Origin of the sequence: Bacillus cereus (assembly GCF_015071065.1) — a bacterium.
GTDB lineage: Bacteria > Bacillota > Bacilli > Bacillales > Bacillaceae_G > Bacillus_A > Bacillus_A cereus_BA.
Genome location: NZ_VOVA01000017.1, coordinates 24,226 through 46,559 on the forward strand (window position 1 = coordinate 24,226; position 22,334 = coordinate 46,559).

Consider the following 22,334-nt stretch of genomic DNA (forward strand, 5'->3'; position numbering starts at 1 on the left):
AGTTATAATTTTATACTTTTATAAACATAAAAAAAGCGTCATATCGCTATGTCACTTTAATTACCTTAATATATTTTTCTAGTCTCTTGCTGTAACGCCATACTAATTTACTAGAAAGTTTGTCACCAAAAATACAAATAAGTTATATAGGATATGCGCGAACATCGGTACTTTCAAACTTTCTGTCTTTTCATAACTCCATGCATATAAACACCCATTCACAAAGTAAGGGAAGAAGAACCAATCCAAATGAACAAAGGCAAATAATCCATTGGCAAAGAGAATTGCTTCTATTCTGTTCAATCTCTTGTTGAATAGATTGGTTAATTTCTTACGAAATATCCACTCTTCTACTATAGGAGCAATTAACAAAGGCACTAACACATGTAAAGGATTAACCTCAATCCTTTGATTCGTGGCTGCTACGTTGCCAACTCCAATCGATAACAACTCTTTTATATAAGAAAAAAACAGGCTAGACAAAACTGCAAGTCCAGCCACAAGTACGATCCATTTAACCTTTTGAAAAATACCATTTGTTTTCAATACCGATTTTTTCTCTTTCCCAAACAACCCAAACTGGTTATTTCTTAGCAAATTCAAGTTCAATCCTCCCACTTTGCGAAAGTTTAAGATACGCATCAAACGGCTTCTCTTTCTTCCCTACCATACCTTTGATAAGTCCTGTCTTCTTTCCTTCTAATAATTTTTTAGCGTTCGTCTCACTTATTTTCTTTCCTAAAAACTCACCTGGAAGCGAAAACTTACAACCTTCTTTATATCCGCTGCAACCATAAAACGTTTTACGATTCACAATTTCTTTTCCACATTTCGGGCATTTCCCTACAGAATCTTTTTCTTTCATCTCCTGGATCTTGCTGTCTACTTGAAGCTGATCTAATGATTTTGTAGCATTTTCAATTAATTGTTTCGTAAATTCCCCAATCTTCGCTAAAAATACATCTTTAGAACCTTGTTTCTTCCCTATCTTTCGCAAGTACCCTTCCCATTGTGCCGTCATATCGGGTTTCGCCAACAGAGTTCCTCGCACAGCTTGGCAAAGGATTTCTCCTTTTGGTGTAACAGATACTTTGTTCCGTTTTACTTCTATATACTCCTGTTTTTTCAGCGTTTCTATGATTCCACTACGAGTTGCTTCCGTCCCCAAGCCTTCTACTTCTTTGAGAATATTTTTGCTTTCTGCATCATCTACAGACGATCCGCACGTTTTCATCATCGTAATTAATTGTCCTTCTGTATAAGGCTTTGGCGGTGTCGTCATGCCTTCTTTTGTTTTTAATTGACCCTGGACAAACTCCCCTTGTTTCACCACAGGTAAAAGGGATTCCTGTTCTTCCTTGTCTTCTTCCTCTATCTTATCTGTAACATAAAGTTCTTTCCATCCTAATGCTTTTTCTGCCTTCCCTTTAGTTGTGAAAAGCAATCCATTCATATCTGTTGTGATAATTGTTTCTTCATATTCATAAGGCGCATGGAACATACCTAATACGCTTTTCAATACTTCCATATATAAGTTACGTTGCTTTTCAGGTAATTGCTCTATTTTTTCCTTAGAAGGAACATTCTTCGTCAACACAATCGCATAATGCTCCTGGACTTTCTTATTATCAACATAGCGTTTATTGGGATCTAGGGAACGAGGTTGAAAATTCACTCCTGCAATCGATTGATAACCAACTAAATTGTTCTTTAAGTACTCAAATTCTCCCTCTGTAATATAAGGACAGTCTGTACGTGGATATGTTACCAATTTCGCTTCATACAATTCCTGAATCCCTTTTAAAATATCAGCTGGTGAATACTTATATTTTTTGTTGGCCAGTGCTTGTAAGGAAGAAAGAGAAAATAATTTTGGTGATTCTTGTTCTTTCGGTTTCACTTCTACTGACTTAACAGCCCCTTGCTTACTTCCACTTTCCGAAAGTTGGTGTTGCTTTAATAACATCGTTAATTCGTCTTTTGTTTTGAATCTATCTTTATATCGTCCTTTATACGTACCATTCATCGCCTTGAATTGTGCTTCCAACTCAAAAAACGGTTCTGGTTTGAAGTTCTTAATGTCTTGTTGTCGTTGGTTAATTAGACATAATACTACCGTTTGTACACGTCCCACGCTATAAGTCCCCTGGACACCTTTCTGACGTAATAAAAGTGAATATAACCGACTAGCATTCAAGCCTACAAGCCAATCGGAAATTTGACGTGTCTCTGCCTCTTCATACATAAGCAAATCTTTTTCATTTGATTGTAAATTATTAAATCCATTCTTGATTTCTTCTATTTCAAGAGAATTAATCCATAATCTTTTTATCACTTTGTTTTTCACACCAGTCATATGATAGATGGAATAAAAGATATTAGAACCCTCTCGATCTATATCACAGGCGTTAACCAACATATCTGCTTCTTTAAATAACTTTTTAACTGCATCAAATTGTGCCTTTTTCTCTTTATTCACCTTGAATTCAAATTCACTTGGTATGATTGGTAAATTTTTTAACTCCCAATACTCCCATTCTTTTTTATATTCACCAGGCATTTTCAAAGAGACCAGGTGTCCAATACCCCATGTGACTATCGCCCCTTGAGGAAACGTACTACATGCTTTTAGGTACACATGCGTTTTCTCTCTTTTTTCTACCTCGAAGGCACTTATATAAGCTTTTGCTTGTGACGGTTTCTCTGATAAGATAACTACGGACATATTATTACTTCCTCTCATTTTTAAGTTTTCTATACAAAAAGGAGTAGCATGTCGTTATGCTACTCCCTCAAAAAAACAATATATACATCTATCAATTAAGCCAAATTTCACTTTATTCTTTAACTTCTTGTGTAAAATAAGAACAATTACTTTCTACAGGATAGTTGTCACTTATATCAAACTGATCTATATTATTTTTCATAATGTCCATAAATTCTTCTGTTGATATGCATTGACCATCAATAAACACATCTCCTAATCCCTTTGTATAACCATATATTTCCCACTGCACTATATAACCACTTTTCTCTAATAATGAGACATTAGGCTTGAATCTGAATATATTATTTCTATCAAAATAGCATTGAACAAAATTTGTTAAATAGCATGTTTCTCCATTTTCTAAACAAATGATTTGTTCGTTTAATTGATCTGATTCGAATAATACTTCATCTCCGTTCTTGTCGTAAACTTTAAAAAGTACATCCAAGGACATGCCACCAATCAATTCATTTTTATAGGTAAATGCTTTCTTCACATGAAAATTGTAATCATGGCCTAATCTATATTTCGTTCCCTTGTAATTAAATATGGTACTGATATTTGTTTCTAATAGTTCATCTTTATAATCACTAAAACTATTACATAAAGTATCTTTTAAAGAATTTGCTACTAATGGAACGTATTTTTCGGCAATCTCAATTATTTCTCTTAATAAATAATTCCCACCATTTTGATCAAGTTCAATTAATTTAGAAATCGAAAATACAGATACTTGTTCTCCATTCAGCTCCATCTCTAAAGAGGTTTCCCTTTCATGTACCATGTAGTCAAAAATCCGTTTATACTCCGACTTATACTTTAAAGTAAATTGGCGATATATTTCATTTTTATTTTCATCTTTTAATTTCATCATAAGTTACTCCCTCTTTTCTTTATTTTATATTTCAAGGCTACCTCTCATGCCCCATTTGGCGCATATATGCCATTCTTCTTGCTCGCTCTCTTTGTATATCTTGTTCTTCTTGTTTGTCCTGCACCTTTTGTTTACTTTTCTCTTTTGGTTTCTCCTGCTCTTTTATCACACCAAGCTCTTTATGGTAATTTTGCAAAGTACTAAATTGATACAAAGGATCTCGCCTTTTTTCCGGTCTACGTATACTTTCCTTGTAATCTTTTTTGTACCCTTTTATATATCCCTTTAGCATTTTATCAAGTTCATCAATATTCTCATTGATTTTTGCCTTCTGCACAGTTGGGATTGCAACCCTTTCTTTCTGCAAAACACTTAAATAACTCTCATTATTTATTATTAAAGTTTTAGTTAAGTCTAAACAGGCATTCGGTCTCGTTTCTGAAGGTATGGAAAAAGTACCATGCTCTACTACACGATTATTATTTGGTGCTTTTGTACGAAAAGGAACACAAGCATTTAATTGGTCCGAAATTTTTATTACCACCCCAATATACATTCTGCGCTCTTCTTTATTGTACAATTTCTCTTTTAAATTCGGATTATCGTTAAAATATCGATCACTAATTTTTACATAATCACCTGTTTCCATAGTTGTCTCCCTTACAAATAAAAAAGGCACTTACAAATGTAAGTGCCTTAGGATAAAAAACCTATACCGTATAACCTGCTATATTACAATATTGAATCTCACTATATCGAACTAATTCAAACAAAAAAGCACTTACATCAAAGTAAGTGCTTTTAAAATCCATCATTATCGGTTTTTTATTTAGCCGAGCGCATTCCGAAAAACCGCTCCGTGTCTTGTATCGGTTTATTTATTTAGCCGAGCGTACTCCGAAAAACTGCTCCATGTCTTTCATACTTAGATTATACATAATATCGCTAAATGATTCAACATTAACATCGAATTATTTTTATAAAAGTATAATATTATACTTTTCCACTTTTATAATTTTATAATTTTATAATTTTATAATTTTATAATTTTATCTTTCCATTCCACGTTGTTGCAAATAGGCTTGTCTTCCTTGTTCTCGCTGTTTATCTACACGTTTACATTCATCATTCCAATCCCATTTTTGTTCCTCAGAAGGCGATTTAGGATATTCAGGTTTAAATGCAACAATGCTTCCATCATTCTTTTCATAGCGGAAATGGATTAACCTCTCTACAAAGGCTTTTCCTGCTTTATCATTGTCTACACACAATGACAGGCTATCAGGAACATCACCAATTCTTTCACTACTCTTCATATAGTAATTGAATACAACCTGTGGTTTTAGTCCTTCCATGCTAACTAAGTGTGTGTCTTTTAAAGCGTTCTTATGCAAAGAAGCATAACTCAATAGATCTACAGATGATTCAAAGAATTTCAGGTTTCTTGGTTCACCATTTAAAACATTGAAACCATAGTTAGGAGTGGAATTCTTTTGGGTATTTTTCCACGTTCCACGCTTGTATTTATCTGATTGTACAACACCTTGTTCCGAACAACCCATTACCTCTCCATTTTCACGATCTTTCCAAAGGAATAAGACATTATTATACTTATCTTGCTTAATAATACCTCGTTCATGCAATGCATCTACAATTTGAGGATCAATTTTTCTATCCTGAACTAAATAATCCTTTGCTCTATCAAAACGTGGGACTTCTTTTTCAGGAGAATATTCATATGGCTCAACAACAAATGTGACTTCTGATGCTTTTTCATAATCTTTTTCTCCATCCAATAACCGCTGCATCGCTCCTGGGAACGAAGCACCTTCTACTTCCTGTACAAAATTAATAACATTGCCGTTAACCCCTCTACTGTTCCAGTAGAACTGATTTTTCTTTCTATCAATAATAAGGCTATCATGATCCGCTAGGCGGTAATAACGCTCACTGTCGCACTTTACAGGAATATCGTTTTGCATACAGTAATCAACAATATCTAAAGCCGCTGCCTTCTCTATCTCTTCTTTTGAATAGGTTCTTGTTTTCGGTGTTTTCTCTTCCACAATAAGCCCTCCAATACAAAAAGGACTGTGTATGTATACACAGTCCTCTTCTTATTTTTTTGGATCATTTCAAATTTTGTATAAAACTATTTATTGTGTCTAAAACTACAGATAAGATATTTTCGTTAGGAATTTGTAAATGATTCATACCGAACCATTTCATTTCAAACCCTATAGTAAGCACACTAATAAGAAATACCCCCATCTCAGCCCATCCACCGGTACGATAGGAGATAACATGGAATCCACTTTGGTAACGCTTTTTAGAAAATGGAAGTAACCACTTTACCCCACTCACAGAAAAACTGTCCTCAATTATATGAAGACAGTACCCAAAAACAACACATAATGCTGTTATAAATGAAAGCGGAGTTACACTGGTCACTAAAAGCATCAAAATCGATGTAAATGCTATTCCTACAAGAGAATGTGTCATTCCTCTATGGTCAAATACTGCATGAATCAGGTCCGATACACCCCTAGTTCTTTGGCCAATAAAAGAATTTGGTTCATCTATATCAGGTAGTAAAGCACCTAAACCTACAGCGGCAATGTTAATCAAAGTCAATGTATCTGTAAAAGCCAAGACAGGTAATGCTACCACCATACTTGTTGTTAAATGCGTTCTATATTGCATGTTCTACACTACTTTCCACATGAATTAATAATCTCGCCCAGACATTTGTTGCATCATATATCGTTTCCTAGCTTGTTCCCTTTCTTTCTCTATCCCTTGATCCGCCTGCCTATTTTCTTTCGAATATACTTTGTCAGTCCCTACATATCTTTTATCAACATCTGCTGTATTTTTATCCTCTTTCACCACATTTGTTCCTCCACTTCTTTCAGTTTCTATTGTTCTTGCATCTCCCATTCGATACACGTCTTCCTTATTGCTTCCACTTGATGGAACATGAACAAGTCCTGCATCTTCAAGTTGTTTCTCTATAACTTTAATCGGCTCGTAGCCTTCTTTTTTCATTTCTTTATATATTTCTATCTCTTTCTCTTTGAAGTTAAAGTCTTTTTGCTCTACTTTTTCAACTAACTTGCCATATCGTTCCCCTTCTACAAGATCATTTAAACTCATAACGGCATTCTCTTGATGTATAACAAACGATTGATTCCCTTTTCCCTCAAAAATAGAGTCTTGCACTTTTTCATATAAATCAGGTTTTAAAACAGTATCTAGATAGACAGTATCTCTTTCACCGTCTTTTTCCATCGGGGCAATATATAAATCATCACGATTCGTTTCGTCAACATGCCATACTGCCAAATTATAAAATTCTTTCGTTTTTGCATCTAACATGTGTATTGTAGCTACTTCTTCATTCACTATATCTTTATTTAACACCTCAATTGTCACTAGATGCTTATTTTCCCCTGGTACATTCTCAATGTGATTACTCATACTTTCAACTTCATTCCCCTCTATATTTTTAGATACAAAAAGATCAACCTCATCCTGTTTCTCTTTACTGTTCACAGAAAATTCCGCTGTTACCAGTTTTTCAGGATAAGATTGATCTCTTATTTGTTCACTATTGATATTTATTTCTTGCTGCAATATTACTTCCTTGTGCGATTCCATAATAGAATGATTTATACTCTCAATCGCCTCAAATACTGAATGATTAAAGTCAAAACTATTATGATTATCTTTCACATATTCAGAAACACACTCTACTTTCATATTCTGCTGCTGATCCACTGAAACTTTTGCAATCGGTGTATCATAAAATTCTATTTTATTAAGATCTGCTTCATAATATGGTTCAAGTGTGTTTGCAATGCTTTCTAATTCCTGTCGTTCTTCTTCCGTCCCAAACTTATTAACAACGGTATATAATTCCCCTAGACTCAAGCGCATTTCAGGACGAATATCTTCTATAACTCGAAGGTCTTCAGATAATTGAATTTCATATCCCTCCCAATGTATTTCTAAATCAAGTCCTAATTTCTCATGAATCTCCTGGGCAGTTTTTTGCTGAATGTCTGTTAGTAATTCAAAGTTATCCATTATTTTCTCTTCTCCTTATCGATTATAAATTCTAAATAAATAGAGCATCGGTTAAGGTGTACTTTTTATCTTTCCATTTGTTGCATATATGCCATATGTGCCATTCTTCTTGCTTCCTGCTTATCTACAGTAGTTTCCCCCTCATGCATTTCTGTTTCTTTAGATGAAAAACGGTCAACCTCATCCTGCTGTTTCTCACCAATTACAGTACGATCTACTGCTCTTAGTTTTTCAGGATTAGATTGACCTCTTGTTTGTTCGTTATAACTATTTATTTCTTGCTGCAATGTTTGTTTTACTTCATCCGATAAATGTCTTTTCTCATCTAATATTTGCTCATACGGAGACTTATAACCTCCATCTCCTAAATCTAACCGATCCATCGTAATGACTTCCATTCGATTAAAATCTGTATCCATTTCTTTTGGTAGAATTACATGATAGCGAGTTTTTTCATAAGGGACATATTCACCTTTCTCTTCTGCTTTTTTAGATTCAACATCTATTTCCGCAATTCGTTCACTCATCATTGCATTCGCTTCACCAAAAGGAATTGCTTTATTTGTTTCCAAATCAGCTTCAGACCATTGGATAACAACCATAGGTTTCTTAATTTCATTATGATCTAATGCAATACAATTTACTTGATTGCCTTTATTGAACTCTTCAATATACTCTTTATCATTTAGAGTATTAGCATTTTCTACATCATTATAAGATTTATCTCTACCTGCTCTTTCACGTAATTCACGCACAGTTACAATTTCCTCTTCAGTACTTGTTAAAGCGCCATAGCGCACTAAATACACATCCTCTATTTCTCCTTTGCTTTGCTCCATATTCTTTTGCATCTCCCTTTGTAATTCAGAAATCTTCTGGTCAATATTATTAATAAAGCCGCTTGCTGTTTCATGGACACGCATAATAGATTTATCTTTCTCTTCTATGTTCTGTCCATTTTCCGTCCATAGCGCTATATAAGGAACGGCTGCCTCGCTTGTATCCATACCGTAATGCTTACACACAATATAAGACGTTAACTCCGCTTCAAATTCCTTAGTAGGCTTATGTTCTAAAGGATCTATCTTGTTACCATGTAACTTCGCATGAGCTAATTCATGTATAGCAACAGACAATTCATTCGTCTCAGTGTTCCTTGTATTCATCACGATTTGAGAATAGGATGAATCCAAAACTTGAACATATGCGCCATGTACATTCCCTAATTCTTTCACCAATGCACCTTGTCCCATTGTTTTAATTTTGATATTTTCTTTCTCAGCTAATGCCTGGATACCAACCTTTAATAGTTCTTTATTTTCTTCATTCACTTCAAAGTTGAACTGACGATTCGGGAATATTTTCGGTAAATCCTCAGGTTTGGCATTTGTCTGTGAAATATCAAACGCTGTAGCTTTCAAGTAATAGCTTGTTTGCTTTTCTACTTTCAGCTCACCATTTTTTACTTGTTTCTTTTGTTCTGCCGTTAACTTGCCTAATGGAATTGCTAATTTTGTTTTTGGATCTCTCACGTATTCTTTTACATAAGGATGAAAAACTTTCATTGCTTTTTCACCCTTATTCACATGAAATCCAGCATCTTTAAAAGCTTTAAAATTCGCACATGCATAAGCACTTTCAAATTGAGATCTAACTAACTGCATGTTTTTAGGAGAATAATTACTAAACTTCGCCATAAAATCCGCTAACTCTAACATATCCTCAGGGGACTTATAATACTTAGTGATATCGGTAAGAACCTTGTCCATAATTTCTTGAGTTTCTTCTTTTATTTGTTCTTTTGTCTTAGGTGTGAAGTTTTTCTTGTTGTAAGCCATTATCCAATCACACCTCGTTCTTCATCATATTCAACAAATGGTAAGCTCTCATTTACTGATGTTTCCTCCAATAACCCTTCATACATTGCTGCATCTTCTTCTGAAACGATAACTACAACTTTTTTACTGAATAGAGTTTTTTCTATTAGAACAGTATTTTTTGTACGATCCACCTGTAGAATCATATATAAACTTTTTTGAGACATTTTCTACACTACCTTTCTCTTATTAAAGTGCACGTTGTACATATGTTTTTTCATAAGTTCTCTCACCCTTGATCCAGGACAAGTTCCAATCATCTAATGAACCTGCATAAGATTCTTTACATTTAATGATAGGCTTGTCCGTTGATCCCTCAATAGTGATACCAAAACCAATGTTATAAATGGATTCTTCCTCATGCTTTTTCCATAATTCAAATTCAGTGATTTTATATTTTTTAACGTATTCAATTACTTTTTCCAGTAACCAGTTCTCATCAACTTCTTCAGTTATATCCTTTTCATAATCGACCTCGAAACACTCTCCATAATCATCAGAACGAGTAAGGAAATTAAGTTCGCCTTTCTTTATACAATCTGTAATTACTTTTCTATTTTCTTCATTACGACTAAATCTCACGCTTGAAACGATTGAATAATAAACTTTGTTACTCATTTAAAAACCCCCTATTATAGTTTAGTATTTTATTACTTCATGTATAAATACAGCATAGTTACTGCCCCAACCAATCTGATCAAGGTATTTATTAAACTTTTTCGATTTAAACCATCCCTCATTTGGATTCGGCTTCAACGATTTCATAGAACACCATTCATAATAAAGATTTTTCACTGCATAATAACGTGCTTTTGCTAATCCTTCAAAAAATGATTTATTATTATATCCGCTTTCTTTTTCAACATCATAAAGTAGATAATAAACCTCATATCCAGTCGCTTCACCTAATAATTCCCCTGTTTCTTTATACTTTAAAAGAAACGTTTCTGATATACAAGCCGTCTTTGCATTAGGGAAACATTCATTGATTTCTTGTTTTAGCTTTTCACTAATTTCGCTTTGAAAAACCACCCACTTCTCTCTATTCAAAATCATACTCCACTTCAAAGGAGTGACTAGTAATATATTTTCTGTTTGAATCATATTCTTTTCCATCGCTATCACCTCAACTGTTTTTTGTAAAACTAAAAAAGGCTAGATTACATTTAAGTATCTAAACTCTCTAAAACACTTTACTTATTTAATCTGAAGACATTTAATCTCCCTTCTATCTCTTTATCCTTTTCTCTATAATGTATTTTGCTTTCCTCAATCCATTTCTTTGCATTCGGATCACAAAGTTGATTGACTTTATCAAGTTTATAAATAAGTTTTTCTGTTTCCTTTATTGGCAACATAATCTCTATATCCGAAGAAACAAAATCATGATCGAAAGCGATAGCTAAAACCGTATCATTGTTCCCCCAGCCACCAATAAGCACTAAATATGGAAACCATTCTATAACAGATAACAAAGTCAATAAATAATATTTATCAACAGCGTTTCCATTCCACAACGCAAAACTTGTGCATTCTGATTTTAAAAGGGCATCCATAACGATCCGCTGCCCCTCATTTATATTCATGTCTTTTCTATTTTTAAGGTACTCTAAACGCTCTTCTAAATCCGATACAATTACATTCCGGTTTTTAATATTTTCCTTTTTCACACCTGTTTTTTCAAACATTTCATCAAAATCTATTTTCCCTTCTAAATATAATTCTAGATTTTCAGCTGAGAACACTTCACTATATACACCCTCACAAAAACTCTCCCCTTCAATTATTCTTTCATTAGAATACAAAAGATATCTCGGCTTATCACTTACACTCAAATCCATATTTAATTCTCTAACTACTTTTACAAAATTCATGAGTAATCTCTCCTTCATTTATTTTTCAACAAATAAAAAGCTAGATGAATTCACATCATCTAGCTTTTAAAAGTTAATTAATATCCGAGTTCTTGCTCTCTCGCTATTCGTTCTTGTACACGTTCATAATCTCTTTCTGCACGCCATTTGCGTAAATCATCATCTATTATTTTTTCTATATTTCGGATATCCTTCTTATTTAAAATAGGAGGTTTATATTTTGAATACCTCTGACTTTCATTGTCTCCTTGTCTCTTTTCATTTTCATATTTCTTCTTTATCTGCTCATTTTTCTGTTGGAATCGATACAAAGGGTTTTCTTCATATGGTTTCTTTTTCTTCAATTCTTTCAATAAAGAATTACCCATACGTTTATACATATCTTTTATTTGATTCTTTTCATAGTCTTTATTGTCTCGTGTCGTATCACCATATAGACCTTTTTGAAATTCAGATTCTTTCTGTACTGCTTCTTTATATTCCTTAAAAACAGGATTATCTTTCATTAATAGACTTGTTAATTGATCAATTTTATTTCTTGTTTCTTCAGGTATTCGTTTACTTCCATAAGCCCAATCTTTTTTATTACTCGGCAATCCTGCATAAATTTCACGTAGCAAAACAACATCTTTCGGTTGTTTTTTCTCTCGTGATTCTTTTAATTCTCCTTTTATTTCTTCTACCAAGTCATTTCTTAAAGTAGAAATTCTGCTTAACTCATTCGTACGATCCACTAAAGAATGAGCAAACGTTGACTTCATATTATCTAATGTTTTTTGTTTTCGTTTTCCTTTTGGTTCGTAGTAAACAGCACCATCTATTTCAGTTGTAACCAATTGTCTTCTATTCTCATGTTCGACTGTACCGAAGTGAATATGAATATGTTTTGTATTACGATGAATGGAAGCGAACCAAAACCCATTATTCTCTTCAATGTGTTCATCTTTAAACAATTGTTCCATCATTTTACGACTTGCATTTTGAATTCGATTTTCATCTAAAGTGTCAGTATGCGGATCATACAACTTGTTTTGAATTAAAAAGTCTGTATCAAATGAAACAACATCTTGATAATAAACTGAACCATTTTTTTGTGCTTCTCCTACTATTTCTTTGATACCAGACAAATCTTTTTGTGTAATAATAGATTTGTTTTTTGAGAAAACACCTGCAAGAATTTCATTCTTACCATCCTCTATTTTTTTATCAGGAGCAAGATCTGTCATATGTTTTTCTAACAAATCCAATTCTTCTTTTTCACTTATTGAGATTTTTTGTTTACTTTTTAATGCATAGCTTCTTCCCATATATGAAACGTATTTTTCAAAGTCCTGAGAGGATTGAAACAATTCAGGGGAAGACAAAATCACTTTTGCTTCCCCTTCTTTATCTGATATTTTTTTGTTTTTTACGGAAGAATACACGCCTCCAGCTTCCATATCTAAATGATGCTTAGCTTCTTGTACTCGATGTAATTCTCTTAATTCAGTTGATGTTAATTCTCCTTCTGTTTTTAAAAGTGCTTTTTCTCTTGTACAGTAATCAATATAAGTCGTGAAACTTTTTGCCTTTGGTATCGTATATTGAGAAGTTAAAATTATCCCTGGTGATTTAGCCATTACTCAATCCCTCACATTTTACGACAAGTATTTATGCCAATTCAGACATCCTATGCTCAGGTATTTGATCCCAAGATATTTCATCAAAGTATTCTCTACCATCAATCCATACACTTTTATGTGGAATCCCATTTCGTAATGTAATCTTATCTTCATCTGAAATGAGTGGTATACTTCCCTTCGATTCAGTGGGAATAGAATTAAAAACTTCTTCCTCTTTATTTGCCTTAATCGTTAATTTATCCTCAAAATGATTCTCTACTTGTTCTTGCTTTTTTGTTTTAACATTACGAACTTCTGACTTTTTTGTAACAGCTGAACCAATACGATCTCGAATTTCTTGTTCTGCATCATCCCATGTTAAATTACTTCCTGAACGAGAAACTAATTCTAAAATCAAAAGTATTAACACATCCATTTGCATCCTGGATTTGTTCTCTGCTTTTTCTAATAAAGCCACCTTTTTTATTAAAACAGACAAATCATCTTGTCCATCCTGCTTCCTCATATTTTCATCTAATAGTACAATTGCATGACGAAGAACATCAGCTTCCTTTGAAAACTGAGGAAACTTTTTGTGATATTCCTTCACAATATCAGAGTGTACCTTATTCCCTCTAAACTGAAATAACTCTTCATAACGGTCTCTTGCCAATTCCAGTAACCTCCTTTTATTTTTCTGCTAATACTTGAATTAATTCATTGTTTGAATCTATATACTCTTGCAACATATTTGTTTGTCTTTCCAAACTTATACTTAGATTTTTAACAGCTGTATCGAACTGATCTTGTTTAAATGCAAACAAAGAACGTTCTACTTCATTTTGAATTAAGTTTCTTAAATATTCTTGACGGGAATAATTTCTATTTAACTTGGTACTAATTAATTCACATCTTCTATCAATCTCTTTAATGTAAGATGGATCAATACCTCTCACTAAAACATCCATACTTTTTGACTCCCCCATTCACAATTAAAGAGCTTAATTCGTTAATGAATTAAGCTCTTTAATTGCTCTCCAATATGATTTAATGGCTGCCATTGCATCTTCTTCAGTTGATAAATTTGTTACCCTAATATAATCTTTCTCCTTATATTTTCTTAAATCATGTTTCGTGAATACTTCATCATAAGACCCTTCTTCTTTCATTGACTCAATTTCTTCGTTACTTAACTCTCTCCACAAAAGAAAGTTATTTCCACCAATATGATCTATTAAATAATTAGATGGTTTTACTTTGCATCCTTTAAATTCCTCTTCAGGTGGAATTATAACTTTGTCAAAATACTCATCCTCACAATATTCTATTTCATTCCATCTATCATTAAATATCTGATTAAGTTTCTTCATATCTTCTAACAATCCATCTTTATTAAAATGCGTAAGTTCTTTTATTTGATCCCAATACTTACAAACAACAAGTTCCCAATTCCAAAACAAATGCACATCCGTAAGCTCCTCAAAACTATCATCTGTTTCTATAGGATGTGCATTATATTCAACTGCTGAAAAGTATTTGCATAGCAAGTATGCTATATCACTTTCACTAATTCCCCAACCTTCTTCTATATCAAAAGTAAGCCTTTGAAGATAAGCAATCACTACATTTAACTTAAAAGTATCTAATGGAATTTTCACGAAAGTCGGTTCATTATTTGCATCCTTAGGATCATCATTGAAAGAAATCTTATATAAGCGCATTTCACCATTCGGCAAATATATATTTTGTTTATCTTTAATCATTTTAATTTTACGTCTTACGTTCCACTCGGCGATTCTATATATGTTATTATGTTTTAAACTTACTTCTATACGGTGATTATCTACCTCTTCATTAGGCATTCTTTGAATATCTCCCCACTCGTATTCAAAGAATGAAGTTCCACATAGCCCTACAATATGTAAATGATTATGTTCTTTTAAATAATCCTTGCAAAGAATATACTTCCCTTCATTTTCCCCTTCATGAAAATAGAAATAATCATTTAGATCTACTTCATTAATACTTTCTAATGCATATTGTGCAGTCGAAAGTGCTTCTTTCTCGTCCTTTGCTACTACATACGCAAAGCAACGATGAACATATATTTCATATAATTTATTCACTTGATCATCAACTACCTCTCCTATTTCTAGTTACTCTAGAGAGCTTTTATCTTCTGTCAAACAGATAAAAGCTCTGTCAAAAGCAAAGAATAAAAAAAGAGCATAAGGAAACCCGATATCACATTGTGGTCAATGTGATGAAATAGGCTGTGCCTATTGGGTTTCTTTATAAATTCATGTGATATCTCCGATATTACATTTGTATTCGTTCTGTATGCGTTTAAAGATGATTTGTATGTGTTTTGTATGTGCGTGTATGCGCCCTGTATGCGTTTTGAATGCACCTTTTTACTTTTTATCTACAGTTTTTTTCTTTTCATTTAACAGATTAATCTTCTTTTCTTTCAACTTAATGTCTTCTTTTAACGTTTCAATTTCCTTTTTGTTTGTATTTATTGTCGTTTCATTTGCTTTCATTTCGTTTCCTGTTATTCCTTTTTCAGCATCTGTTTGAAAATCCATTTCAGTTTTTAACTTCTCATTATTCTTACCTACTTGTTTATTGGCTGAGGTTTTTAACTCAACTTTCTTCTCTAATTCTTTAATTTCTTTGTTCAAAATATCTTGTGCTCGTTCAATATATTCCTCTTCATACATAGTAATAGATTGAAGTTTTAAGTTCTCATTCATCATTTTTTGACTTTCTTTAATGTATGTTTTCATACCTTTTTCTTTTAAATCATTTGGATCATTCTCTAATTCTGGGTGTATATATTCAGGCTTAACCGTAGAAGCGATTACACCAAAATCTTCAGGTACATTCGTACTAATGACGACTAAATAATCATCACTTGGCCGAAATACTTTTGTTTTCACATCATTTGTTTCTTGCTTAATGTATCGATTATCTACTTTATAATTTATGTTACTTAACGACTTTGAGTTGTTACTATCTGACTTAAATGCATAATCAATTCGTAGTGTTTTATTTTCTGGATTGTATTCTTTCTTAACAATCGCAGCCTTTACATCGTTCGTTAACAATTGGTAATCATTTATTTTCCGTTCCTCAAATTCATAATTCACACCACGTAACAAAGGAGAAATACAAATAAAAAATAACACTGTGAAGAAACTACACAGTGTTATCCCATACATATTTCGAATCGCATTGGGCGATTTCCGTTTATCTTTTTTCTCTTTATTTTTCAGAAGCATAGACCTTATCCTTTCTTTGTTTCGCCTTTTCCACAATTTTCACTTCTTCTTGTATATTATCTAATTTGTAATTTGTATACTTCGGAACCTCACATTTCGGATTGTATTGGCGTACTAATAACCATTTGAAATTTGTTCCGCTATTGTAATCAAACCAATCACAAATCACTTTTTCATAAATGCCTTTCTTCTTTTGCAACATTAAAATTAAATACACACCGTCTTCCGAATAATCATGTTTGGCTTTTAAATGACTTAATTTCTCTTCATTTACACGCATGATTCATATCTCGTTTCCTTTCTATATAAAGTTTTATTTGATTGGATAAATACTTACATCCACTACTTTTATTGTGTTATCTTTCTTCTCTAACGTCACCTTCATAAAGTTATGAACATCCGTCTTTCCGTTTTCTAATGCTTCAATTGTGTATTTTACATCTACTAATACAGAACATTTTTGATTCATATCATTTGTATTATCAATGAACATTACTGTTTCATTTACTTTCGATTTAAAACCAGGATCACCACCATCTTCCATATTTGGTGCAACACGATCAACTAGCGATTGCTCTGTCATCTTTAATAAATTGTTTCTTCTTTCATCCTTATTTTTCACAGAAAAATCGAGGTATGCATGTATAAATTGATTCGTTATATCTTTATATTGCTTTTCAAGATTTACAGGTGCTTGTTTTTCTTCTTCTGTTTTGGGTTTATTTTCATCAGCCATTTTTCTTTTCGCTTGATCTAATTTAGTTTCTAATGTTTGTATCGTTTTCTCTTTCTCTTCAGCTTGCGTTTTCAATTTCACATTAAAATTATCCATTTCTTTTTTTGTTTCGATACCAAAATACACGTTATAAGCGATGGAAACGACTAGTAATCCAATGACAATTTTCGTAAAGTTATTCATTTTATTCACTCCAATTTTTAATTTTGTTATTGCACTCTTCTAATACCTGCAAAGTGCTGCATCCAATATGCGCTACTCCATGTGTGATAGCCAATCCCACTACTGTTGGAATCATACATCGTATTTGGATCAATATAGATTCCAACATGACTCACATGATCTGGTCCACCATATGTCCCTCTAAAGAAAATTAAATCTCCTGGTCTAGCATCTTTTAATTCTACTGGCTTTGTAAAATCGTATTGTGTCGTTGCAGACATCGGAATGTTAATTCCCATTGTTTTATATGACCAAAATGTTAAACCGCTGCAATCAAATCCTTGCGATGCACTTTTACCACCCCATACATACGGATTACCATTGTATTTTACAGCTTCATTCATAAGCCCTTTAAAGAAATCTGAACCTTCAGGAATACTTCCTCCTGCACTAAAACTTAGGTACTGTTTTACCATTTCAGCATAGTAAAAGTTACCGCCATTGATGTAACGATAACCACCGTTATATGCAAATGCTACAGGTTGATTGTATCCAATTGTTGTGCCATTACTATTACCACCAGCAGGTGCAACAACTGTTAAAGAATAATTATCAGCAGTTTCTAAGGAATGTGTTTTATTGTTTGCAGCTAACCAATGTACATAATTACGTCCAAAGTTATATGTCTGTACAATAGCTAGTAAATCATTAATTCCCAACAATTTCGCATCGTCAAATGCGCCCTTTAAATGCATAACCCCATAATAAATGGAATCTTTCGGGTTAGAAATTGTATTCATCTTCCATCCTTGCGATTCACTTGACTGCATAATATCAGGTAGTTTTTCCGAAATACCATTACTTTCTACCATAATAATTGCTAACACATAAGGAACTAACTCAGGTACACCTTGTGCAGCACATTCTTTTTCAACCATGTCTTTCCACCTCATCACTTCTGGTGGCAAGTTCGTAGTTGATGCAACTCCATCTGTGGAAACTGATCCACCACCAGTTGAACTTTGATTCGTACTAGAAATAACTCCAATTAACATGACCAAAAAAAAGATAGCTCCTAGAACTAAAAGTCCCGAAGAGCTACTTAAAATTGCTAATATTTTTTTCTTACGCCGTGCTTTTTTTAGTTTTTCTTTCCTTTCTTGTATTAATTCCGCAGTAGTGCTCATATTATTGACCACCTCTAAATCGTTCTAATTGTTCTTTATCAGGATCAAACATAACGTTATATGTCTCACTACCACTAATTTGAACGATCCCATTACCTTGCTCTAATGTAGGCATTTTTTCATAATCAGATTCAGTAAATGTCGTTCCAATTGCTTTACGTAATACATTTAACACTGAACTATCCATATTCAAAAAGATTTTATATTGAGTTAACTCGAAAATAGATTTTAATGTAGCCGAAGTTAATTGCACTCCTTCCGGAGGCAACATATCACCTGGTGATTGTGTCGCAAAAAAGATACCTGCTTTAAACTTACGCATCTCTCTTTGGAACTCTAAAACATATTTATTCGCAAACTCATTTTCTGAATTGATTATGTTATGACACTCGTCTAAAATAACCATGAAGTATCGAAGATCTTCAATCGATGCCTTCTTTACTTCATCTAAATACTTCATTCGGCGCCCATTTTTTAATGCATGACTCCAAATAAACGTTAACGTCGTAAACAACTGACAATGAAAAACAGGCTTATCATATTTTGAAATCCCATCAATATCAAAGAATACAATTTGTTCATCTTCAAAATTATTAAATGTCGTATGCCCATTAAACATTTCTCCATAAGCAACCGGATCAATCATTTCCTCCACTTGAATCTTGATTCTCTCAAAATCACGCATACGTTCAGGAGTTGCATCAGCATCTAACTGAACTGTTTGTAAATAACGATAAAATTCTTCCATAATTGGATAGGATTTTGGATCTAACCCAGTAATCTTTCTCCCTTTTGCTGGCGTTAAATTACACTTAGCATAAAATGCCCTTAGATGTTTACGAAACTCTGTAATGGCTGTGTCTGTCAGCTCTTTATTTAAAAAGCGCAACATATTGGATACTTTAGACAAATGGTTTTGAAAAGATTTACTCTCAAGTACTTTCGTACCTTCTTTATTTGTTATCGTTGCAAATATCTCTAGTGGATTAATTAATCCTGTTTCAATCTCTTCACCAAGTCTTACATCACCTTCTTCAAATTCTGCTTCCCCACCACTTAAGTCAATATATCTTCCACCTTGCTCTTTCACGATTTCGTAGTAATCCCCTGCTTTATCAAACCCTCTAATAAAACAATCTTTCGCAACTAGGCCCTCTAATAATTGCTTTAATAGTGTAGATTTTCCGAAACCCATTTTCCCTAATACAAACCCATTAAAAAACTTTCTTGTTGACGTTGAAAAGAACGGATCTAATATAAAGGCTCCCCCCGTTGAAGTTTGTCCAAAATAAATCCCACGTGGATCTTTTAAAGCTTGATGATGAAAAGGAACACCATAACCAATATTTTCAGAAGGAACAGGATTACCAACTGACACATTAAAATATTCCCGTTGTACATCGTAACTCGCAAACAATGAAACCCAATCTTCCTTTTGCTTGAAGACAAAAACTTGAGATTTATAGTTGTTTCCTGCAAGCTCTTTCTTAATATCTTGTATTCTCTTCTCTAATTGTTCTAATACGGAATCATAGAAAAAGATTCTTGTTTTTACTAACTTTACAACCTCACCTTTTTGTGAAATAGAACGAGCGAAATTAACTAAATTATCTAATTCCCAATACGCATCATCGCGGTCTGTCGATTTTCGTTCTGACTCTCCTCGATCTTTCAACTCACCGATAGAACGGTTAATATCTTTTAATACCTCTTCCTTGCTCGCTGTCGCTACATCCATAGAAGAGACTGTATTCTTATGATTTAATAACTGCGTTAACCATAACGGACTAATATCTTCCGCTAAAGAATACACATATAAACAAGCTACATAACAATCACCTGTAGCGATATAGCGCTCATTAAACTTAATTCCCCCTTGCGGCTGCACCCTCGCAATAAAGTTCAAATCATAACCTTCCGCTTTATACTTTTCTTGCTCTTTTTTCGATAACCTAACCATGTTGTCTTTCGCTCCTTTCTTCCGCTTGTAGTTTTATAGATTGTTGTTTAATCATTTTTCTCATCCTTTCTTTATTACATCTCCGATTCCATATTGTGTAACTTGTATATTAATTCTTCTGTTTCTTTGATACTTAATCTCTTCAAATCTAACTCTCTACCACCATAGCGGATCATATCTGCGATATTCTTCAGAATTTCTCTTTCATTTTTCCCATAGACCACAAAGAAGAAAGAGAATTCTTCCAAATTCTTTTCTACCCAAATAACACGCATTAAATTCTCATTAGCCAATTTATAACGGCATCTAAGAATCCGTATTTGTTCTTCTGTTAAATTCCCTGTATTCATTCTCGAACGATAGCGTAACGCCATACGCTTCCAATACGCCTGTTGTTCCGTTGTTTCGGACAAATATGTCATCCCTATAATTTTAAAAGGTTCATGATAGACTCTAGATAAACTTGTTAATCGGCTCATGACTCTTGTTAAATCAGCCTCATGCATGGATAACAAATCTGACGTTTTCACCTTCAAAAATGCTTGATATTGATCTCTAATATCAATAGCTGCACCTGTTTTCCGATCCATCCTTTTATATTGAATGGCATCTAGTACAGAGGTTGTTGCTTTTCTTACTGGTGAAAGAAACGGTAACATCGTAAAAATAAAATTTTCTTTGCTTTCTTTCTTTTCTTTTTTCTTTACCGTACCATTCTGCATATTCATCTTCCCTTTCTATAAAAAAAGAGCAGGAATTTATCCTACTCTTTTTCGACTTCTACTATTTTGTTGGGTAATACTATTGAATTCTTTCATTTCTATTGCATCGAATTTTCTTCTATCCATTTTAAACATATCGATTATAACTTTCCTATTACGATTGGTAGGACTACTAAAAGGCTTTATACATAAAAAGACACCTAAAGCTGCCGCCACAATATACAATGAAAATTTAGCCACAGCACCGAGTAAAAGAATTTTTGACAAATACGATGCAAGCATTACTACGCCTGCGAGCACTCCCAAATCAATTAAGTAGAAAAACGTTAACTTAATTTCTTGTTTCGTATTTTTAGGATTCCGTTTCATTTTCTACATTCACCTCACTTGAATACCTATCTTTGTAACTTTATATCTTTTAATCTCTACAGATAATTTAACATCTTCTCTCTCTTATGCTTTCAACTCACCTACTACCATTAATCGCTTTTTACCATCTGCATTACATGTAATTAAAGTAACCAGGTTCTTTCCCTCTTTATCTTCAATAACATCAACTTCTCTCGCATCAATAATTCTTTTTTCTACAACAACATACTCATACGTTTCTTGACCATTTGATAAATAAAGAGAAGTCCCTTTTTTCACACGATCTAAGGGGCTAAATAATAATTTTGGGTTATTCATATGGTGCGATGCCATCGCATAGTTTCCTTTTCCTATTTGTTGATTCGGCTTTAATGTGCCAGCTCCAACCGACATAGCGCTATTTGATACACCTTCCATGATAGGTAGTTTTATTTTCACACTAGGTATTTTAATCGTTGCTACGACAGACATTTTCTTGTTCGCAGCCTTTACAATATCCTTCATTGTGATTGGCGTTACATCTTCAAAATTATATGTTATTTTATTTTTTCCTTGTTCTTGCTGTAAATCTTTTTCTTTCTTTGCTTCTTCGCTTACAGCTTGACCATCTTTTGATTGGGGAATCTTGCGATTCCCCTGGGATTCCTGATGATCTGCCTGTATTTCTTTTATCTTACTTTCCGCTATATAACTAACAAGGCTATCCTTCATAAAAGGATAGCCCAGACTCATAATACCTGCTCCTACAAGAAGAACCGATAAATACTTATATATTTTTTTCTGTTTCTTCTTTTTACGAATGACTAGCCCACTCATTTTCTAACACCACCTG

23 protein-coding genes and 1 pseudogene are annotated in these 22,334 nt (G+C 33.3%); all 24 read right to left on the reverse strand.

Annotation, left to right across the window (positions count from 1 at the left end):
- Positions 1-102: 102 nt before the first annotated feature.
- Positions 103-546: a CPBP family intramembrane glutamic endopeptidase gene (locus FT637_RS24405; protein WP_413773246.1), complete on the reverse strand. Its 444-nt coding sequence runs from the start codon at positions 544-546 to the stop codon at positions 103-105.
- 37 nt (positions 547-583) lie between these two features.
- Positions 584-2,725: a type IA DNA topoisomerase gene (locus tag FT637_RS24410; protein WP_193648488.1), complete on the reverse strand. Its 2,142-nt coding sequence runs from the start codon at positions 2,723-2,725 to the stop codon at positions 584-586.
- 112 nt (positions 2,726-2,837) lie between these two features.
- On the reverse strand, positions 2,838-3,641 hold the full coding sequence (locus FT637_RS24415) for a hypothetical protein (RefSeq protein WP_227493939.1): 804 nt from the start codon (positions 3,639-3,641) through the stop codon (positions 2,838-2,840).
- A gap of 37 nt (positions 3,642-3,678) precedes the next feature.
- Positions 3,679-4,290: a hypothetical protein gene (locus FT637_RS24420; protein WP_193648490.1), complete on the reverse strand. Its 612-nt coding sequence runs from the start codon at positions 4,288-4,290 to the stop codon at positions 3,679-3,681.
- Between the two features lie 400 nt (positions 4,291-4,690).
- Positions 4,691-5,707 (reverse strand): DUF3991 domain-containing protein, encoded by a 1,017-nt coding sequence (locus tag FT637_RS24425; RefSeq protein ID WP_193648491.1) that lies wholly within the window; start codon positions 5,705-5,707, stop codon positions 4,691-4,693.
- Between the two features lie 64 nt (positions 5,708-5,771).
- Positions 5,772-6,344, reverse strand: coding sequence for a metal-dependent hydrolase (locus tag FT637_RS24430; protein WP_193648492.1), 573 nt, complete (start codon positions 6,342-6,344; stop codon positions 5,772-5,774).
- A gap of 933 nt (positions 6,345-7,277) precedes the next feature.
- Positions 7,278-7,730, reverse strand: a pseudogene (locus tag FT637_RS30090) (hypothetical protein); the annotation flags it as partial.
- A gap of 65 nt (positions 7,731-7,795) precedes the next feature.
- Positions 7,796-9,568 (reverse strand): LPD25 domain-containing protein, encoded by a 1,773-nt coding sequence (locus tag FT637_RS24440; RefSeq protein ID WP_193648494.1) that lies wholly within the window; start codon positions 9,566-9,568, stop codon positions 7,796-7,798.
- A complete protein-coding gene (locus FT637_RS24445) occupies positions 9,568-9,774 on the reverse strand; it encodes a DUF5511 family protein (RefSeq protein WP_193648495.1) in 207 nt (68 codons plus the stop codon). Before FT637_RS24445 ends, FT637_RS24440 begins: the two co-directional genes overlap by 1 nt.
- A gap of 22 nt (positions 9,775-9,796) precedes the next feature.
- Complete coding sequence (locus tag FT637_RS24450; RefSeq protein WP_193648496.1) at positions 9,797-10,225, reverse strand: DUF5514 family protein; 429 nt, start codon at positions 10,223-10,225, stop codon at positions 9,797-9,799.
- A 21-nt stretch (positions 10,226-10,246) separates the two neighbouring features.
- On the reverse strand, positions 10,247-10,723 hold the full coding sequence (locus tag FT637_RS24455) for a hypothetical protein (RefSeq protein ID WP_193648497.1): 477 nt from the start codon (positions 10,721-10,723) through the stop codon (positions 10,247-10,249).
- Between the two features lie 77 nt (positions 10,724-10,800).
- Positions 10,801-11,481 (reverse strand): hypothetical protein, encoded by a 681-nt coding sequence (locus FT637_RS24460; protein WP_227493940.1) that lies wholly within the window; start codon positions 11,479-11,481, stop codon positions 10,801-10,803.
- A 77-nt stretch (positions 11,482-11,558) separates the two neighbouring features.
- A complete protein-coding gene (gene mobP2 / locus FT637_RS24465) occupies positions 11,559-13,100 on the reverse strand; it encodes a MobP2 family relaxase (protein ID WP_193648498.1) in 1,542 nt (513 codons plus the stop codon).
- Positions 13,101-13,131: 31 nt separating this feature from the next.
- Entirely contained in the window at positions 13,132-13,755 is a 624-nt protein-coding gene (locus tag FT637_RS24470) for a hypothetical protein (RefSeq protein ID WP_193648499.1), read from the reverse strand.
- A 16-nt stretch (positions 13,756-13,771) separates the two neighbouring features.
- Entirely contained in the window at positions 13,772-14,050 is a 279-nt protein-coding gene (locus FT637_RS24475) for a hypothetical protein (RefSeq protein WP_193648500.1), read from the reverse strand.
- Positions 14,051-14,083: 33 nt separating this feature from the next.
- Entirely contained in the window at positions 14,084-15,208 is a 1,125-nt protein-coding gene (locus FT637_RS30095; RefSeq protein WP_227493941.1) for a hypothetical protein, read from the reverse strand.
- A 288-nt stretch (positions 15,209-15,496) separates the two neighbouring features.
- Positions 15,497-16,366 (reverse strand): hypothetical protein, encoded by an 870-nt coding sequence (locus FT637_RS24485; RefSeq protein ID WP_193648501.1) that lies wholly within the window; start codon positions 16,364-16,366, stop codon positions 15,497-15,499.
- Positions 16,350-16,646: a DUF5513 family protein gene (locus FT637_RS24490; RefSeq protein WP_193648502.1), complete on the reverse strand. Its 297-nt coding sequence runs from the start codon at positions 16,644-16,646 to the stop codon at positions 16,350-16,352. The genes FT637_RS24485 and FT637_RS24490 overlap by 17 nt, the downstream gene beginning before the upstream one ends.
- A 33-nt stretch (positions 16,647-16,679) precedes the next feature.
- Positions 16,680-17,285 (reverse strand): hypothetical protein, encoded by a 606-nt coding sequence (locus FT637_RS24495; RefSeq protein ID WP_193648503.1) that lies wholly within the window; start codon positions 17,283-17,285, stop codon positions 16,680-16,682.
- Positions 17,286-17,311: 26 nt separating this feature from the next.
- Entirely contained in the window at positions 17,312-18,451 is a 1,140-nt protein-coding gene (locus FT637_RS24500) for a lysozyme family protein (RefSeq protein WP_193648504.1), read from the reverse strand.
- 1 nt (position 18,452) lies between these two features.
- Positions 18,453-20,411: a VirB4 family type IV secretion system protein gene (locus tag FT637_RS24505; protein WP_193648505.1), complete on the reverse strand. Its 1,959-nt coding sequence runs from the start codon at positions 20,409-20,411 to the stop codon at positions 18,453-18,455.
- 74 nt (positions 20,412-20,485) lie between these two features.
- Positions 20,486-21,133 carry a hypothetical protein gene (locus FT637_RS24510; protein ID WP_193648506.1) on the reverse strand — a complete coding sequence of 216 codons (648 nt, stop codon included), beginning with the start codon at positions 21,131-21,133 and terminating at the stop codon, positions 20,486-20,488.
- A gap of 36 nt (positions 21,134-21,169) precedes the next feature.
- Positions 21,170-21,502 (reverse strand): DUF5592 family protein, encoded by a 333-nt coding sequence (locus FT637_RS24515; protein ID WP_193648507.1) that lies wholly within the window; start codon positions 21,500-21,502, stop codon positions 21,170-21,172.
- Between the two features lie 84 nt (positions 21,503-21,586).
- The gene (locus FT637_RS24520) at positions 21,587-22,318 is read right to left on the reverse strand and encodes a class A sortase (RefSeq protein ID WP_193648508.1); all 732 of its coding nucleotides are present in this window, start codon (positions 22,316-22,318) and stop codon (positions 21,587-21,589) included.
- Positions 22,319-22,334 lie beyond the last annotated feature (16 nt).

What these genes read in the sequence shown, in the direction of transcription:
- FT637_RS24410 (WP_193648488.1), bottom strand. Translation starts at nt 2,725, where the DNA reads ATGTCCGTAGTTATCTTATCAGAGAAACCGTCACAAGCAAAAGCTTAT.
- FT637_RS24415 (WP_227493939.1), bottom strand. Translation starts at nt 3,641, where the DNA reads ATGATGAAATTAAAAGATGAAAATAAAAATGAAATATATCGCCAATTT.
- FT637_RS24420 (WP_193648490.1), bottom strand. Translation starts at nt 4,290, where the DNA reads ATGGAAACAGGTGATTATGTAAAAATTAGTGATCGATATTTTAACGAT.
- FT637_RS24430 (WP_193648492.1), bottom strand. Translation starts at nt 6,344, where the DNA reads ATGCAATATAGAACGCATTTAACAACAAGTATGGTGGTAGCATTACCT.
- FT637_RS24440 (WP_193648494.1), bottom strand. Translation starts at nt 9,568, where the DNA reads ATGGCTTACAACAAGAAAAACTTCACACCTAAGACAAAAGAACAAATA.
- FT637_RS24445 (WP_193648495.1), bottom strand. Translation starts at nt 9,774, where the DNA reads ATGTCTCAAAAAAGTTTATATATGATTCTACAGGTGGATCGTACAAAA.
- FT637_RS24450 (WP_193648496.1), bottom strand. Translation starts at nt 10,225, where the DNA reads ATGAGTAACAAAGTTTATTATTCAATCGTTTCAAGCGTGAGATTTAGT.
- FT637_RS24455 (WP_193648497.1), bottom strand. Translation starts at nt 10,723, where the DNA reads ATGGAAAAGAATATGATTCAAACAGAAAATATATTACTAGTCACTCCT.
- FT637_RS24460 (WP_227493940.1), bottom strand. Translation starts at nt 11,481, where the DNA reads ATGAATTTTGTAAAAGTAGTTAGAGAATTAAATATGGATTTGAGTGTA.
- mobP2 (WP_193648498.1), bottom strand. Translation starts at nt 13,100, where the DNA reads ATGGCTAAATCACCAGGGATAATTTTAACTTCTCAATATACGATACCA.
- FT637_RS24475 (WP_193648500.1), bottom strand. Translation starts at nt 14,050, where the DNA reads ATGGATGTTTTAGTGAGAGGTATTGATCCATCTTACATTAAAGAGATT.
- FT637_RS24485 (WP_193648501.1), bottom strand. Translation starts at nt 16,366, where the DNA reads ATGCTTCTGAAAAATAAAGAGAAAAAAGATAAACGGAAATCGCCCAAT.
- FT637_RS24490 (WP_193648502.1), bottom strand. Translation starts at nt 16,646, where the DNA reads ATGCGTGTAAATGAAGAGAAATTAAGTCATTTAAAAGCCAAACATGAT.
- FT637_RS24495 (WP_193648503.1), bottom strand. Translation starts at nt 17,285, where the DNA reads ATGAATAACTTTACGAAAATTGTCATTGGATTACTAGTCGTTTCCATC.
- FT637_RS24500 (WP_193648504.1), bottom strand. Translation starts at nt 18,451, where the DNA reads ATGAGCACTACTGCGGAATTAATACAAGAAAGGAAAGAAAAACTAAAA.
- FT637_RS24505 (WP_193648505.1), bottom strand. Translation starts at nt 20,411, where the DNA reads ATGGTTAGGTTATCGAAAAAAGAGCAAGAAAAGTATAAAGCGGAAGGT.
- FT637_RS24510 (WP_193648506.1), bottom strand. Translation starts at nt 21,133, where the DNA reads ATGCAGAATGGTACGGTAAAGAAAAAAGAAAAGAAAGAAAGCAAAGAA.
- FT637_RS24515 (WP_193648507.1), bottom strand. Translation starts at nt 21,502, where the DNA reads ATGAAACGGAATCCTAAAAATACGAAACAAGAAATTAAGTTAACGTTT.
- FT637_RS24520 (WP_193648508.1), bottom strand. Translation starts at nt 22,318, where the DNA reads ATGAGTGGGCTAGTCATTCGTAAAAAGAAGAAACAGAAAAAAATATAT.